12 protein-coding genes are annotated in these 15,666 nt (G+C 72.5%); 4 read left to right on the top strand and 8 right to left on the bottom strand.

What is annotated here, in order from left to right; translation table 11 throughout:
* Positions 1 to 185: 185 nt before the first annotated feature.
* Positions 186 to 1,523, top strand: a complete 1,338-nt coding sequence (gene glyA / locus ACTOQ3_RS26715) for a serine hydroxymethyltransferase (protein WP_440086131.1) — start codon at positions 186 to 188, stop codon at positions 1,521 to 1,523.
* 134 nt (positions 1,524 to 1,657) lie between these two features.
* On the opposite strand, the gene ACTOQ3_RS26710 is transcribed toward glyA, so the two are convergent.
* Entirely contained in the window at positions 1,658 to 2,023 is a 366-nt protein-coding gene (locus ACTOQ3_RS26710) for a hypothetical protein (protein ID WP_440086130.1), read from the bottom strand.
* A gap of 620 nt (positions 2,024 to 2,643) precedes the next feature.
* On the opposite strand from ACTOQ3_RS26710, the gene ACTOQ3_RS26705 reads away from it, so the two are divergent.
* Positions 2,644 to 3,003, top strand: a complete 360-nt coding sequence (locus tag ACTOQ3_RS26705; RefSeq protein WP_440086129.1) for a DUF3140 domain-containing protein — start codon at positions 2,644 to 2,646, stop codon at positions 3,001 to 3,003.
* A gap of 87 nt (positions 3,004 to 3,090) precedes the next feature.
* Here the strand turns inward: ACTOQ3_RS26705 and ACTOQ3_RS26700 are convergent, their stop codons facing one another.
* The 3 genes from ACTOQ3_RS26700 to ACTOQ3_RS26690 form a co-directional block, all read right to left on the bottom strand.
* Positions 3,091 to 4,068 (bottom strand): NAD-dependent epimerase/dehydratase family protein, encoded by a 978-nt coding sequence (locus ACTOQ3_RS26700; RefSeq protein ID WP_440086128.1) that lies wholly within the window; start codon positions 4,066 to 4,068, stop codon positions 3,091 to 3,093.
* A gap of 185 nt (positions 4,069 to 4,253) precedes the next feature.
* Positions 4,254 to 4,724, bottom strand: a complete 471-nt coding sequence (locus tag ACTOQ3_RS26695) for a MarR family winged helix-turn-helix transcriptional regulator (protein WP_440086127.1) — start codon at positions 4,722 to 4,724, stop codon at positions 4,254 to 4,256.
* 86 nt (positions 4,725 to 4,810) lie between these two features.
* Positions 4,811 to 5,266 (bottom strand): hypothetical protein, encoded by a 456-nt coding sequence (locus ACTOQ3_RS26690; RefSeq protein ID WP_440086126.1) that lies wholly within the window; start codon positions 5,264 to 5,266, stop codon positions 4,811 to 4,813.
* Positions 5,267 to 5,632: 366 nt separating this feature from the next.
* On the opposite strand from ACTOQ3_RS26690, the gene ACTOQ3_RS26685 reads away from it, so the two are divergent.
* Complete coding sequence (locus ACTOQ3_RS26685; protein ID WP_440086125.1) at positions 5,633 to 11,065, top strand: amino acid adenylation domain-containing protein; 5,433 nt, start codon at positions 5,633 to 5,635, stop codon at positions 11,063 to 11,065.
* Between the two features lie 156 nt (positions 11,066 to 11,221).
* Here ACTOQ3_RS26685 and ACTOQ3_RS26680 read toward each other — a convergent pair whose 3' ends face one another.
* Entirely contained in the window at positions 11,222 to 12,184 is a 963-nt protein-coding gene (locus tag ACTOQ3_RS26680; RefSeq protein ID WP_440086124.1) for a GAF domain-containing protein, read from the bottom strand.
* Positions 12,185 to 12,842: 658 nt separating this feature from the next.
* On the opposite strand from ACTOQ3_RS26680, the gene ACTOQ3_RS26675 reads away from it, so the two are divergent.
* Positions 12,843 to 13,853, top strand: a complete 1,011-nt coding sequence (locus ACTOQ3_RS26675) for an iron-containing redox enzyme family protein (RefSeq protein WP_440086123.1) — start codon at positions 12,843 to 12,845, stop codon at positions 13,851 to 13,853.
* A gap of 62 nt (positions 13,854 to 13,915) precedes the next feature.
* Here the strand turns inward: ACTOQ3_RS26675 and ACTOQ3_RS26670 are convergent, their stop codons facing one another.
* The 3 genes from ACTOQ3_RS26670 to ACTOQ3_RS26660 form a co-directional block, all read right to left on the bottom strand.
* Complete coding sequence (locus ACTOQ3_RS26670) at positions 13,916 to 14,506, bottom strand: hemerythrin domain-containing protein (RefSeq protein ID WP_440086122.1); 591 nt, start codon at positions 14,504 to 14,506, stop codon at positions 13,916 to 13,918.
* A gap of 94 nt (positions 14,507 to 14,600) precedes the next feature.
* Positions 14,601 to 15,035 (bottom strand): hypothetical protein, encoded by a 435-nt coding sequence (locus tag ACTOQ3_RS26665; RefSeq protein ID WP_440086121.1) that lies wholly within the window; start codon positions 15,033 to 15,035, stop codon positions 14,601 to 14,603.
* Positions 15,032 to 15,610 carry an RNA polymerase sigma factor gene (locus ACTOQ3_RS26660; protein WP_440086120.1) on the bottom strand — a complete coding sequence of 193 codons (579 nt, stop codon included), beginning with the start codon at positions 15,608 to 15,610 and terminating at the stop codon, positions 15,032 to 15,034. Before ACTOQ3_RS26660 ends, ACTOQ3_RS26665 begins: the two co-directional genes overlap by 4 nt.
* Between the last annotated feature and the right edge of the window lie 56 nt (positions 15,611 to 15,666).

Raw genomic sequence — 15,666 nt, 5'->3', positions numbered from 1 at the left:
AGGCTGAAGGTGCGTCTGAGGCCCCTGTGGAAGAAGTGATCTTTTTCCGGCAAATGTAGGAAAAAGCAGCTAGAAAGCCCATCTTTCACCTGATGCGCTGGGCTTCGTCGGCGATCTAACGTCGTGTGGCAGACACCGTGACGTCATCGCGACAGCCGTCTGCCTGTCGGCCAGGAGATCACCCGATGCCCCGTGCCCTCGCCCACCGTCCCTGGGTGCCCGCCGCCACCGAGGATCGCGTCCAGTCCGTCCTGAAGACCGTGACGGACCAGGCCGCCTCCACGGTCCAGAACGAGATCGAAAGACTGGTGGCCGACAACCACCGCATCCACGACGTGGAGTCGGTCAACCTGAACCCGGCCACGAACATCATGAACCCGCGGGCCGAGGCCCTGCTCTCGGCCAACCTCGGGTCGCGGCCGTCACTGGGCTACCCGGGTGAGAAGTACGAGATGGGCCTGGAGGCGATCGAGCAGATCGAGATCGTCGCCGCCGAGCTGGTCGCGGAGGTCTTCGGCGCGCGCTACGCCGAGGTGCGCGTCGGCTCGGGGGCGCTCGCGAACCTCTACACGTTCATGGCCACCTGCGAACCCGGTGACACGATCATCGCCCCTCCGGCGAGCATCGGCGGCCACGTCACCCACCACCAGCCGGGTGCGGCCGGCCTGTACGGGCTGCGGATCGTTCCCGCCCCCGTCACGCCCGACGGCTACACGGTGGACGTCGACGCCCTGCGGGAGCTCGCCGGGCGGGTACGGCCGAAGCTGATCACCATCGGCGGCAGCCTCAACCTGTTCCACCACCCCGTGGCCCGGATCCGCGAGATCGCCGACTCGGTCGGCGCCCGCGTGCTCTTCGACGCCGCCCACCTGTGCGGAATGATCGCCGGGAAGGTCTGGCCGCAGCCGCTCGACGAGGGCGCCCACCTGATCACCATGAGCACGTACAAGAGCCTGGGCGGTCCCGCGGGCGGCCTCATCGTGACCGACGACGCCGAGCTGGCCCAGCGGATCGAAGCGATCGCCTACCCGGGACTGACCGCTAACTTCGACGCGGGCAAGACCGCGGCGCTCGCCATGACGATGCTCGACTGGAAGGCCGCGGGACCCGCCTACGCGCGGGAGATGGTCGCGACCGCGCGGCGGCTGGCGGACGAGCTGCTCGCCCTCGGGGTCCCGGTCTTCGCCGCCGAGCGCGGATGTACCCGCTCCCACCAGTTCGCCGTCCTGGCCCACCGCTACGGCGGCGGCCAGCGGGCCGCCCGGCGGCTGCGCGAGGCCAACCTTCTCGCCTGCGGCATCGGCCTGCCGTCGGAGGCGGTCGAGGGGGACGCGAACGGCCTGCGCGTCGGTACGCCGGAACTCGTCAGGCTCGGGATGACCGAGGCGGACATGCCGGAGCTGGCCGCGTTCGTCGCCCGGGGCCTGGACGAGAACGTCGACCCGGGCACCGTGGCGCCGGAGGTCACCGAGTGGCGGAGCCGCTTCTCCGGAGTGCGCTTCACGGTGGACAACCCCGCCTGAGGAGGGCCGGCCGGTCAGGCTTGCCTCGGAGGGGTTTGTCCTGGACGGGACGTTCCGAGGTGACGGCGCGGCCGGCGGCCGGCCGCCCCCGGGCATCGCGGAACCGGCCACCGGCCCGCTTCGGAACCTCTCGGCTAGAAGGGGATGCCGGGCGAGAAGTACTGATTGCCGCGCACGGAGTAGTGCTGGCGGCCGGGCGAGGAGCCGTCCTGGCGGCCGGCCTCGGGTTGCTGCTGCTGACGGCCGACCTCGGGTTGTTGCTGCTGGCGGCCGGGCGAGAAACGGTGCTGCTGACGGCCGGGCGAGGAGCGGTGCTGCCGGCGGCCGGGCGAGGAGCGAGGCTGCCTGTGACCGCCGGGGGACGGATCACTCAGAAGTATGGATACCGGAGCGGCTTCCTGGGGTGTCGCGTTCGCCCCGGCGGGCTGAACCGGCATCGTCATGGCGACGATGAAGCCGGAGGCCGCCAATGTGCCGATGGTGAGAACGTGCTTGAACATGTCACTCCGTCTCTGATGTTTCAGTCCGGCATGCCGCCTGGTCCTGCATGCCGCCAATCCGGTTTCCGGAAATATATGGAATCGATGTCACACAAAACGCTAGTTCAGGAGCATCCGGGTGTTCACCCCGCACAAGACAAAGCCTTGGTCCGGGATCGCCGCCGAAGAGAAAGGCCGAGGTTACACCGGATCGAGAATTGCAGGTTCGACTCTGGCGACAAATTTCGTCTTAAATTCTGACATTTAGGAAAATAGCAACTGAATGGCCTTGGTCGCATGAGATCACTCTGCGGCAGGGCCGCCTTCCCCTCCTTGGAGGACTTTTCCAGAAGGCCCGTCCGAGAGGGTTCTGTTTCGGAGGGCTCGGCCGGTCGGCCGCCGCTGCCCGGACGGGGCGTGCGCTCGAAGGGCGGCCCCGCCCGAGGGTGGCTCTCATCCGGCTGTGGAGGTCTCTTTCCCCATCCGTGCCCCGGCTCTCGTGTTATCGGTGTGGAAGCGGGGGTAGGGCGGGCCGTGCGCCCGCCGCCGTGCGCACTCCCGCCAGTGGGAGCTCCGACCCGCCGGTGGCCGGTTCGTGTCCGGGGCGTGGCCGTACCGGCCCGGCGTGAGAGGAGAACGCGATGGCCGACGAATCGGATCTGATCCTCGACCTGGTGTGGCAGGAGTTCCACGAGGTCGTGAACATGACGTCGGAGGAGCTGAGGGCTTTCCTGCTGGCCTCGGCCTCCGCGTCGGCGGACGGGGCCGACGTGGTGAACCCCGAGGCGGCCATGCCGCCGCTCGGGCGCCAGGTGCTCCAGGTTCTCGGCAAGCGGAAGGCGGACCTGACCGCCGACGACGTCGAGACGATGCGGCAGGCCGTCGACCGCGTCGAGGACACGCTGGCCGAGGGAGCGGTCGACGATGACGACGACGACCGGCGGCGGGCGCTGCTGGAGGTCGGGCACAACCCGCTGAGGCCGTCACGGCTGGGGGGCTGACCCCGGCCGGAAACCGGCGGCCGTCGTCCAACCGGCGGCCGTGGCCGAACGGTCGAGAGCCCGACGGCCGGTAGCCGGAAACCGGTACTAGGCGCCGCGCGCGGACCAGCGGGACAGCAGCTCGGCCTCCCTGGCGGGGGTGATGGCGGCGTCCGTCGAGAAGGACGACTCCGCCTCGCGGATCTCGCGGATCGATCGCCCCAGGGGCCGCGGATCGAGCCCCGCGGCGCGGGCGGCGGCGGGGTCGGCGGTGTTGACCGACATCCACGGGTCGCCCTCGGACCACAGGGGCAGCGACCGGCCGGTCTCGCCCTGGGCGAGCAGGAAGTCCTGCCCGACCCAGGTCAGGGTCGTTCCCGGCGGCCCGACCTCGGCCGCGATCGCCTCCAGCATGTCGCCGAAGGAGAACGGCGGGGGAGGGCTGACCGTGTGGAAGGTGCCCGGACGCGTCCCCTCGACCATGGAGACGATCCAGACGGCCAGGTCGCGGGCGTCGATCACCTGGATGGGGTCGCCGGGGTCGCCGGGCGCGAGGACCTCGCCGCCCCGCGCGATCCGGTTGACCCAGTAGGTGAAGCGGCCGGTGTGGTCGTGCGGGCCGATGACGTACGTGGGCCGCACGATCAGCGTCGGGAAGCCGAACGCCTCCGCCGCGGCCCGCTCGCACAGCACCTTCAGCGGCCCGTACGTCTCGCTCGTCACCGTCTCGGGGACCGGCCCGTCGATCTCCGCCAGCGGCGAGTCCTCGGTGAAGCCCCGCGCCTCGGGCGTCCGGTAGACCGCGGTGCTGGAGACGAAGGCGTACTGGCCGGTGGAGAGCGCGCCGGAGAGCGAGGTCACCTGCGACGGGAAGTACGCGCTGACGTCGATCGTCGCGTCCCACCGCCGGTCGTGCAGCACGGACAGGTCGGCGTCGCGGTCGGCCGTCAGGTGCTCGGCCTCGGGGAACAGCCCGGGGCCGGACCGGCCGCGGTGCAGCAGGGAGACCTCGTGTCCGGCCGCGAGCGCGGCCCCGGTGATGTGCCGGCCGACGAACCGGGTGCCGCCGACGATCAGGATTCGCATACCCGCCATTGTCCCCAACCGGGCGGGGCGCCCACGTCGCGGTACGCGCTCCCGAGAGCCGGGCTCTTTATCCGCCGCCACCCGGATGAGGGCGGTTGCACCCGGTGACGTTCCCTTCGGCGAGGTCCCGCTCACCGGGCTCCCGTCCGGACGGAGTGCTTCGCGCGGGCCGTTCCCGTGAACGTTCAGTGGCCGCCGAACCAGCCGGGGACGTCCAGGCGGAAGACGTCCTGCGGGGTCACGGCGCGCAGGTCGGACTCCAGGGCGCGCAGCCGGTCCTCGCCGAGGGTCCTCGCCCAGCCCGCGCGCAGGTCGTCGAAGATGCGCGCCGACCGGACGAGGCTGTCGACGCCCCGCTCGGTGAGCCGCACGATCTTGCGGCGGGCGTCGCCGGGGTCGGAGCCGCGCTCGACGTAGCCCAGCTGCTCCAGGGCGTCGACCGTCTTGCCCGCCGCCTGCTTGGAGACGCCCAGCCGCCGGCCGAGTTCCACGGCCGTGGTGCCCTCGGGGCCGATCGCCTGCAGGACGAAGCCGTGCATCGGCCGCATGTCAGGGTGCCCCTGGCGGGCGAGCTCCGCGTGGAGCTCGTCGATGAGCACCCGGAAGCCGAGGAAGAGGCGGAGCGGCAGCTCGAAGCCCGGAGGGTCCGCCGTCACGATCGCCTCCCGGCTCGCTGTCCCGACAATGGTGTTGTCGAGCTTAGGGACCGCCGCCGCACCCTGTCATCCGCGGCGCGGAGCTCTCACCGTGCGCGGCCGTCGGGGCGGCGCTGGTCCTGGAGCCACTTGTCGGTCTGGCGGGTCGCGTTGGGCGCGGCGGGAGTGCCGGGCGAGCGGCGGGTGGCACGGGTCTCGGTCACGGTGAAGTCGGCCACCACGTGCCGGTTGTGCAGCAGGAAGCCGACGACGCCCGCGATCGCCTGCACGCTGTCTTCCGCGCGGGCGCGGCCGGTGAGCAGGTAGACCAGTGGTGTGGACGGCTGGTCAAGGGCGAAATGGCGGCCGTGGTGGTGCGCGTCCTGGAGCGTCCTGATCGGGATCGGCCGCGAGGTGGTGAACCACGCGGCGACCTCCCAGAAGGGATTCGACGTGTCGGGGTCGCTCGACTCCTCGTAGCAGGTCGTGCAACCCCGGCGAGCGTCCTGCCCGTGGGGGCACGCCCAGGCGGCGAGGTCATGCGGCATGCTGCGCTCGGACATGAACCGACCGTACCTTCCCGTACCGGGAGACCGGTGCTTCCCCCGCTCCCACGCGCCGGGCGCCGTGTTTTCCCCGGCGTTTCCCCGGCCCTTCCTCGGCACTTCCCGGCGTTTCCCCGGCGCCTCCCCGGTGGTCCCGCCGGCTCGCGGTGAGGACCGCCACCCCTTTCCCGCTGCCGGAAGTGGCCAGTGGACCTTGATGGAGTCGCGGATCTTTTTGGGATACCTTCTTTCCTGTTCTGCGCACACTGGGGTGCGCATCCGATGGTTTCCGTGGATTCATCGTGAGCGCGCCGCGCCCCCCGTACCCCGGCGCCGCGCCGTCCCGGCGTACCCGTGGAGACATCGTCACAGGGGGATGAGGCCATGTCCGTCGCCGATCTGTCCGATGCCAGGCGGGATCTGCTCAGGCGCAGGCTCCGGGGCGGGGCCGTCGACACCGGGCGCCCCGAGATCCCGCGCAGGCCCGAGGGCACGCATCCCCCGCTCTCCCCGGTCCAGGAGCCCCTGTGGTTCATGGAGCACTTCACCCCGGGCACCTCCACGTACACCCTCCCGGTCGCGGTGCGGCTGCGCGGCCCGCTCGACGTCGACCGGCTGCGCGACCTGCTGGCCACGCTGACGGACCGGCACGAGAGCCTGCGCCACCGCTTCCCCGCGACGGAGGACGGGCGGCCCGCGGTCCACGTCGTTCCCACCGCGCCGGTGCCGCTGCGCCTGGCCGAGGCCGCCACGGACGCGGAGGCCGCCGAGCTGATCGGCGCGGAGAGCGCCGAGCCGCTGGATCTGGCCGAGGGGCCGCTGCTGCGCGCCACCCTGATCAGGATCGCCGACGACGAGCACGTCCTGGCGCTGTTCGTCCACCACATCGCCGCCGACGGGCAGTCGACCCAGCTGCTCTTCGCCGACCTCCTCGCGCTGTACCGGGGAGACGCCCCCGCCGCGCCCGCCGTCCGGTACGGGGACTTCGCGCTCTGGCAGCGCGAGCGGTCGTTCGAGCGCGAGCTGGCGTTCTGGCGCGGGGAACTGGCCGGGCTGCCCCGCGCCGAGCTGCCCTCGGACCGGCCGCGCCCGCCCCGGCTGACCTTCGACGGCGCCTCCCACGTCCACCGGCTCGACCCCGAGCTGGTCACCGCCCTGACCGGGCTGGGCGCGGAACGCGGCGCGACCCGCTTCATGACCCTGCTCGCCGCCTTCCAGGTGCTGCTCGCCCGCTACAGCGGCCGGGACGACCTCGCCGTCGGCACGCCGGTCGCCGGACGGACCAGGGACGGGCTGGACGACGTGGTCGGCATGTTCGTCAACACCCTCGTGCTCCGCGCCCGCCTCGACGGCGACCCCGGCTTCGCCGAGCTCGTCACCCGCACCCGCGACGTGGTCATCGACGCCCTCGACCACCAGGAACTGCCCTTCACGCGACTGGTCGACGCGCTCGACGTGCCCCGCGACCCGAGCAGGCAGCCGCTGGCCGACGCGCTCTTCTCCATGCACGACTTCGCCGTCGCCGCGGGAGCCGCCGGTGACCTGGCGGCCGAGGACTTCGCGATGGCGCCGGGCTCGGCGCGCCACGACATCGAGCTCTACCTCGTCCCCACCGCCGACGGCGGCATGACCGCCACCTTCACCTACCGGACCGCGCTGTTCGACGCCGCGACCGTCGAGCGGATGGCCGGGCACCTGGAGAACCTCCTGCGGGACGCCGTCGCCCGCCCCGGCGTCCCGGTGAGCGAGCTGGAGCTGCTCGGGGAGGCCGAGCACCGTCTCCTCACCGAGGAGTGGAACGCCACGGCGGCCGACTTCCCCGCCGACGCGACGCTGCACGGCCTCGTCGAGGCCCAGGTGGCGCGGAGCCCCGACGCTCCCGCGGTCACCTTCGGGGGCGAGTCGCTGACCTACCGGGAGCTCGACGAGCGGGCCGCCGGGGTGGCCCGCGTGCTGCGCGGCTCGGGGGCAGGACCGGGATCGCTGGTCGCGGTCTGCGCGGAGCGGTCGGCGGAGCTGGTCACCGGGCTGCTGGGCGTGCTCAAGACGGGAGCGGCCTACGTGCCGCTCGACCCCGACTACCCCGCCGACCGGCTCGCCTTCATGCTCTCCGACGCGGGCGCCGCCGTGGTGCTGACCCAGCGGCACCTGGCGGACCGGCTGGCCGGGCACGGCGCCACCGTCCTCGCCCTGGACGATCCCGCCGTCTGGACCGCCACCGGGGACGCCGGCGCCGGCGCCGCTCCGGGTGGTGCGGGCGAACCGGGCGCGGGTGGCGCGGTGGAGCCGGGCGCGGCGGCGTACATGATCTACACCTCCGGCTCGACGGGCAGGCCGAAGGGCGTGCCGAACAGCCACCGCGGCATCGTCAACCGCCTCGACTGGATGCAGAAGCGCTACGGCCTGACGCCGGACGACGTCGTCCTGCAGAAGACGCCCGCCGGCTTCGACGTGTCGGTCTGGGAGTTCTTCTGGCCGCTCATGACGGGCGCCAGGATGGTGCTGGCCGAGCCGGGCGGGCACCGCGACCCGGCCTACCTGCGCGAGCTGGTGGCCTCGGAGGGCGTCACCACGACGCACTTCGTCCCCTCGATGCTCGGGATCTTCCTGTCGGAGGACGGCGTACGGGACCTGACCTCGCTGCGGCGCGTCATCTGCAGCGGGGAGGAACTCCCGGTCGACCTGGCCCTGCGCTGCCTCGCGATCCTGCCGGGCGCCGAGCTGCACAACCTCTACGGTCCCACCGAGGCCGCCGTCGACGTCTCCTCCTGGCACTGCACCGCCGAGGCGCTCGCGGGCAGGACGAGCGTGCCGATCGGCGCGCCGATCCAGAACATCGCGCTGCACGTGCTCGACCCGCACCGCCGCCCGGTGCCGGTGGGGGTGCCCGGCGAGCTGCACATCGGCGGGGTCGGCGTCGCCCTCGGCTACCACCGGAGGCCCGAGCTCACCGCCGAGCGGTTCTTCCCCCTCGGCCACGACCGCGTCTACCGGACCGGCGACGCGGCCCGGTGGCTGCCCGACGGCACGATCGAGTTCCTCGGCCGCCTGGACGACCAGGTCAAGCTGCACGGCCTGCGGATCGAGCTGGGAGAGATCGAGACCGCGCTGCGGGAGCGCGCGGGGGTGCGCGACGCCGCGGTGATCGTGAGGGAGGACGTGCCGGGGGACCGGCGGCTCGTCGCCTACCTCGTCGCGGACGAGCCGCCGGAGACCGCCCGGGTGCGGGTCGCCCTCGGCGGCACCCTGCCCGACTACATGGTCCCCTCGATGTTCGTCACGTTGGACGCGCTGCCGCTGACGCCGAACGGCAAGCTGGACCGCAAGGCCCTGCCCGCCCCCGAGAAGCCCGGGGCCGCCGAGTACGTCGAGCCCGAGAACGACGCCGAGCGGGCGATCGCCGCCGTCTGGGAGCAGGTGCTCTCGGTGGAGCGCGTCGGCGCGAACGACGACTTCTTCGACCTGGGCGGCAACTCCCTGCTGGCCATCCAGGTCGTGGCCAAGCTGCGCAGGGCCCTGCCCGAGGGCAGTCTGCAGGTCGGCCTGGTGGACCTGTTCTCCTTCCGCACCGTGCGGGAGCTGGCCGGGTTCGTCGGCGGCCCCGGCGGCGGAGGGGTCCGCCCGCTGCTCCAGCGGCTCACTCCCCGCCGTACCGTGACGCGCAGCTACGTCTGCGTCCCGTACGGCTCGGGCAGCGCGATCGTCTACCAGCCGCTCGCCGACGCGCTCCCCGAGGACCAGGCGCTCTACGCCGTCGCCATCCCGGGCAACGACGTCGGGCTGGACGAGGAGCCCGAGGAGTTCGACGAGGTCGCCAGGCGCTGCACCGAGGAGATCCTGCGGACCGTCGAGGGGCCGGTCGTGATCTACGGCCACTGCGGGGTCGGCGCGGGCCTCGCCACCGAGCTGGCCAGGCGCGTGGAGGCGGCGGGCCGCGAGGTCGAGGCCGTCTACATCGGGGCGATCTTCCCCTTCGCCCGTCCCCGGGGCCTGATGCGGACCCTGTCGCGCATCGGGGAGTTCGAGAGCCTGCGCCGCAGCCAGGGCGACATCAACTGGCTCAAGGCGCGGGGCGTCGACCTGGAGGAGCTCGACCCGGGGGTGGCCGACCGGATCGTCCGCACGATGCGCCACGACGGCAAGGCGGCCGAGAAGTACTTCACCGACCTGTTCGACACCCCCGACCGCGTCCGGCTGCGCGCCCCGGTCGTCTCGGTGATCGGCGAGCGCGACCCGGCGACCGACTTCTACGAGGAGCGGTTCAGGGAGTGGCACTTCATCGCCGACACCGCCGCCCTGGTCGTCCTCGACGAGGGCGGGCACTTCTTCCTCCGCTACCGGGCCGAGGAACTGGCCGGGATCCTGCAGATCCACGACCGGCTGGACGCGCCACCGGAACGCGGTCCCGACGACACCTGGTGGGTCCACGGGGTCGCCAGGACCTCGGACGCAGAAGACGCGAAGGACGCGAAGGACGTCGTGCGGCCCAGCATGGCGCGCTTCCTCACCTTCTCCGCGGGCCAGCAGATATCCATGATCGGTTCCGCGCTCGTCGGGTGGGCGCTGCCGCTCACGGTGCTGGTCGACTCGGGCTCGGTGACGCAGTTCTCGATCCTGGCCGTGCTCAACCTCGCGGGGCTGCTGATCTCGCCGCTGGCCGGTGCGATCGTGGACCGGGGAGACCGGCGCCGGGTGATCCTGCTGGCCGACTGCGCCTCGGCCGCCATCCAGGCGGTACTCGCCGGGATCATCCTGTTCGGCGACCTCCGGCTCTGGCACATCTACCTGCTGATCATCTCGTTGTCGGTCGCGAGCAGTTTCCAGCGGCTGGCCTACAACTCCGCGGTCCCGCAGCTCGTCCCCAAGCACTACCTCGGCCACGCGATCGGGGTCACCCAGATGGCGGGCGGCGTGGCACAGCTGGTCGTACCGCTGATCGCCGCCGGTCTGCTGGCCTGGATCGGACTGGGCGGCATCGTCGCCATCGACGTGGCCAGCTACGTCTTCGCGATCGTCGTCGTGCTCCTCGTCCGCTTCCCCGACACGCTGCCGTGGCGGCCGAGGGAGCCGCTGACCACCGAGATCGCCAAGGGGTTCGGCTACACCTGGAACGAGCGGGGCCTGCGCTCGATGCTCGCCTTCTTCGCGGTGCTCAACGTCTTCCTGTCGCCGCTCATGCTGCTGGTGTCCCCGCTGGTGCTCTCCTTCGCGACCCTCGCCGACGTCAGCCGCATCTCGGTGGTGAGCGGCCTCGGCGTGCTGCTCGGCGGGCTCACCATGGCGCTGTGGGGCGGGCCGCCCAAGCGGCGCTTCCGCGGTGTCCTGGCCGCCACGCTGGCCATGGCCGCGGGAAGCGTGATCGTCGGCCTCGGCCCGTCGCTGGTGACGATCGGGATCGGCGCGTTCGCGCTGACCTTCTTCCTCACCGTGATGAACTCGATCTACACCACGATCGTCCAGATCAAGGTGCCGTACCGCTACCACGGCCGGGTCTTCGCACTGAACACCCTGGTCGCCTGGTCGACCCTGCCGATCGGCATGGGGCTGGTGGCCCCGCTGGGCACCGCCCTGCTCGACCCGCTGCTCGTCCCCGGCGGCCCTCTCGCCTCGACGGTCGGCGCGGTGATCGGGGTGGGACCCGGCCGGGGCATCGGGCTGCTCTACCTGGTCTGCGCTCTCGGGATGGTGCTGGTCGTCGCCGGGTCGCTGCGGGTCAGGAGGCTGGTGGGGCTCGACACCGAGATGCCCGACGCCCTCCCCGACGACCAGGTGGGACTGGAGGCGATCGAGGCCCGCCGCGCCAGGGCGAACGCCTGACCGCCCTCCTCGACGACCCCGCCTGACCGCTTCCTCGACGCCCCGCGCCTGACGCGCGGTTCCTTCAACGTCCGCGCCTGACGCGCTGGTCGTCCCAAGGCCCGCGCCTGACCGCGCTCCCGGGAGCGCGCTCGGGGTCGCCGGGAGCGCCGCCGGTCAGGGGCGTTCGAGATAGGCGTTCAGGCCGCCGAGGTCCTTGTTGGCGATGAACACCGCGGCCACGAAGAGGGCCTCCTCCGCGTGCGCGGTGCAGGCCCACGCCGAGTCGCCCCAGCCGTCGGCGATCTTGAGCTCGGCGGGTTCCGCGCACTGCCGTCCCGAGCCGCCGAGCTGGCACAGCGCGGGGTGGCCCGTCTCGCGTTCCGCGGCGGCGACCTGGCGCAGCCGCTCGGCGAGCGCGGCGGTCACGGTGCCGCGCTCGTCGGCCTCCTCGCGCAGCAGCCGCTCGGCGCGTACGGCGTGGATGGTCGCCAGGCGCAGGTCCAGGTGCCGGGCGACCAGCGCGGCGAGCCCGGTCAGCACCGCCGTCTGCGTGGCGGTGACCTCCCGCGGGCGCCGGTCGATGACGTTCACGGTGCCCAGCCGATGCCCCTCGGCGGTGACGATCGGGGCGGCCGCGTAGAACCGCAGCCCCAGCTCCCCGCGGACCAGCGGGTGATCGAGGGTACGCGGGTCGGCCGCCGCGTCCTTCACGACGTACGGGCCGTCCGCCAGCACCGCCGAGGCGTACAGGCCGGGCTCGACGCCGACCTGTTCCATCCCGTCCAGCCCGTGGGTGGCGGCGAACCACACCCGGTCGGTGTCGACGACGCCGACCGTGGCGATGGGGGCGTCGAACACGGCCGCGGCCAGCTTGGCGATCTGGTCGAAGGTTCCGTCCGGGGAGGCGCCGAGGATCTCGTACCGCCGCAGCGCGGCCAGCCGCCCGGTTTCGGCGTCGTCACCGGGAGCCGGTCGCGCGGTCTCCGCTTCGTCTCCGGAGGCGGGCACGGCCGGGGGCGGTCCGCCGTTCGCGACGGCGGACGGGCCGGCGGACGCCGACGCGGATGGAGAGGCAGACACCAGGACCGCTTCCGGTAGGGGGACGGGCGGGAACCGCGGGACGTCGAGGTTCTCCATGGGATGACCGTAAACGGTCATGCCAAACATCCCGAATCGATGCCGCGTCCCGCCGAGCGCCGGGCGCGTGCCCGTCCCGAGGAACGCGGTACCGGCCCGATCCGGACGACCGAAGTGCCGCCCGAGCTACCGGAGTACTCGCATATTTCGTTATTTCTGCAGTTCATCGGATGGAAGCAGCGATCTTGGGGGCGTTTCGCGGGCTCCGGGGCGGGCATCGGACCGGTCTAGGGGTCATCGAACGGGGGGACGCATGGCGCGCGGGTTCGACGCGTCCGCTCACTACGGGCGGCGTACCGCCGACGTCCACGACGACGGCACCACGGTGAAGGATCCCCCCGCGGTCGCGAGCGGACCCCTGACGGCTCCCGGTCTCCCCGGGCCCCCGAGCCTCCCGGCCCCCTCGGAGTCCTCGTTACGGCCGCGCACGCGGGGGCGATCCGAGGCCTCCGGATCGTCGCGCCTCCCGGCTCCCCCGGAGTCTCCGACCCGGTCGCGCACGCCGGGGCCCCCGAGGTCCTCCGGCCCGTCACGTTCTCCGGCGCCCTCGAAGTTCCCGCCGTCCCCGCCGTCCCCGTCGCCTTCGCCGCGCTCGAAGCGGAACCTCCCGAACCCGCGGGATCCGGGGGTTCCCAGCGGGGCTCCGGCGCTGCCCGCCGTGCGCGGCCCGATCACCTCCCTGCTCTTCGAACGGCTGGTACGCCCGCCGCACCGCTTCGGTCTCCTCTCGCTCCCGCTCCTGTCGTTCCCGGCGCGTTTCGCGGGCCCGGTCCTCGTGGACGAGGACGTACAGCTGGCCCTCTTCGTCTGCTACGAGCTGCACTACCGGGGCTTCGACGGTGTGGACGACCGGTGGGAGTGGAATCCCTCCCTGCTGGAGGTGCGGGAGATCCTGGAGGCGCGGTTCGAGGAGGGGCTGGCGCGGGCCGTACAGTACCCGCCGGGCTCGCGGCCCGAGCAGACGCGCCAGGCCCTGGCCGAGCTGGTGGCCGCCGCCGTCGACGGGCCCGACCTGGCGGGGTTCCTCCAGCGGCAGGCCGACCTGGAGCAGTTCCGCGAGTTCGTCGCGCACCGGTCGATCCACCATCTCAGGGAGGCCGACCCGCACACCCTGGCGATTCCCCGGCTGAGCGGCCGTCCCAAGGCCGCGCTGGTGGAGATCCAGGCCGACGCGTACGGCGGCGGGAGGGCCGAGCGGATGCGCTCGGAGCTGTTCAGGACCACCATGCGCGGGCTGGACATGGACGACTCCTACGGCGCCCATCTCGACCGGGTCCCGGCGATCACGCTGGCCGTCTCCAACGCCATGTCGCTGTTCGGGCTGCACCGGCGCCACCTCGGAGCGCTGCTGGGCCACCTGGCGGCGGTCGAGATGACCTCCTCGGCGCTCAACCACCGCTACTCCCTGGGCCTGCGCAGGCTGGGCGGCGACGAGGCGGCGCGGCGTTTCTACGACGAGCACGTGCGCGCCGACGCAGCCCACGAGCAGATCGCCGCCGGCGACATGTGCGGCGGCTTCGCGACGCAGTACCCCTCGCGGGCCGGCGACGTCCTGTACGGCGCGGCCTGCGCCCTGACCCTGGACCGGCTCTTCGCCGAGCACGTCATGAGCCACTGGCGTCGCGGCACCTCCTCGCTGCGGGAGGCGGGCGCGGCGACGAGGTCGTGACCGACCCCGCCCCCCGCCACCCGGCCTCGTCCGGCGGCCGCCACCGATGAGAGCGGCGTACCTCAGCCGCCGTGCCCCCGCATGGCCTGGCGGATCGCGTCGCGCGTCCGGTCCACGATCGCCAGAGGCGGCCCGAACAGCAGGTTCATGACCATCGACTCCGTGCCCGGGTGCGGGTGGGTCGGGGCCAGCGCCTCGGCCGCCTTCACCCCGGCCGCCATCGCCCGGCGCTCGGCCACGCTCGTCCGGGCGCGCAACCGGGTGAACTCGTGGCGTTCCTCGGCTTGGGCGTGGGCCAGCACCGCCGCCCGCAGCACCTGGAGACGCCCGGAGAAGTCGGGATGGTCGGCGCCCAGCCTCTCCAGGTCGGCGAGCAGCTGCTTCGCCTCCCTCTCCTCCGCGAGGCGGTCGCCGACCACCTCGTCCCCATCCTCGATCTTGAGACGCGCGTAGGGGTGCACGACCTCCTCCTCGGCGGTCTCGTGCACCGCCAGCATCCGCACGAGGCGCTCGAAGGCCTCGGTCCGTTGTGCCCCCACGGGGGATTCCTCGACCTCGTCGAACAGATCCCTGATCATCGCGTGCTGGCGTACCAGCAGGTCCACGACGTCGTTCTCGCCCATCGACTCGGGCACGGCCTGGCGGTCACTCATGAGTCCCCCTGTGTCGTCTACCAGGTCGGATTACCCCCACCTGGGCACCGAAACCCGGGGGACGTCGCGGGACGCGGACGGGTGCGGGCCGCCGTCAGACGGTGATCCACTCGGTGACGACCGTCGCGTCCCCGAGACGGCAGCGGAGGCTGAACGGCCCGGCGGGAACATCGTCGTAGATGAACCTGCCCAGGTCGTCGGCCGTCAGGGTGGCCGGCCGGCCTCCGAGGACCTCGACCTCCACGCGTCGCGGCGGCATCAGCTGGCCCACCACCCGCCCGCCGGTGGCGGTCACGGTGACCTCCAGGTCGACGGTGAGCCCCGCGCCCTGGAAGGTCAGCACGCGCGGCTGCCGCTCACCCCGCACCTGCGAGGACCCGCTCAGCGAGTCGAAGACCAGCTCGGCCAGCTCCGCGTCGAGCGTGCGCAGCGTGTACGCCTCGACCGCGATCTGCAGGAGATGCGAGGGAACGGGATCGAACAGCTCGATGGCGTGGCGCAGCTCCGCCTCCAGCTCGTCGTCGCTCATTGGAAACCCCGCCTGCCCAGGAGGACGCGCAGCCGTCGCAGGCAGCGCTGCCTGATCGGCCCGATGCTCCCGACGGCGATGCCGAGCGTCGCCGACACCTCCTGGTAGCTGGACGGCGGTGACGCCGTGAGCAGGCGCAGCAACCGCTGGCAGCTCTCACCGAGCTCCTGGAAGGCCTGCCAGGTCGCCCGCGCCCGCTCCCGCTCCCTCGCGGCGTCCTCCGAGTCGATCACCGCCTGCTCCGGGGTGCGGTCGTCGACGACGCGGTCGAACACCCCCGGGTCGCCGCTCGGCGAGACCCGCCGGGCGGCCCTGATCACCTTGATGCACTCGTTGCGCGCCGTACTGGCCAGCCACGCGCCGACCCTGTCCGGCTCACGGATCCGCGTGAGGTTCTGCGCGAGCCGGAACCAGGTCGTCTGGTAGACCTCCTGCGCGTCCGCGTCTCTCAGCCCGTGGGCGCGCACGACGGACCACACGAGGGGGCTGAGACCTTCGACCAGGGATTTCCACGCCGCGGCGTCGTCGGTGTCCACCGCGGCGCGGAAGAGGATGCCGATCGAGTCTCGATCCACGGTGAGGTCCCCTTGCTTTCGGGACTGTCATCGTACGCCGGAGGGCCGATCCGCCC

The organism is Streptosporangium sp. LJ11 (assembly GCF_051918945.1).
Classification (GTDB): Bacteria; Actinomycetota; Actinomycetes; order Streptosporangiales; family Streptosporangiaceae; genus Streptosporangium.
The sequence above is the reverse complement of the archived record's forward strand: the minus strand, read 5'-3'. Positions and strand labels throughout refer to the sequence as shown.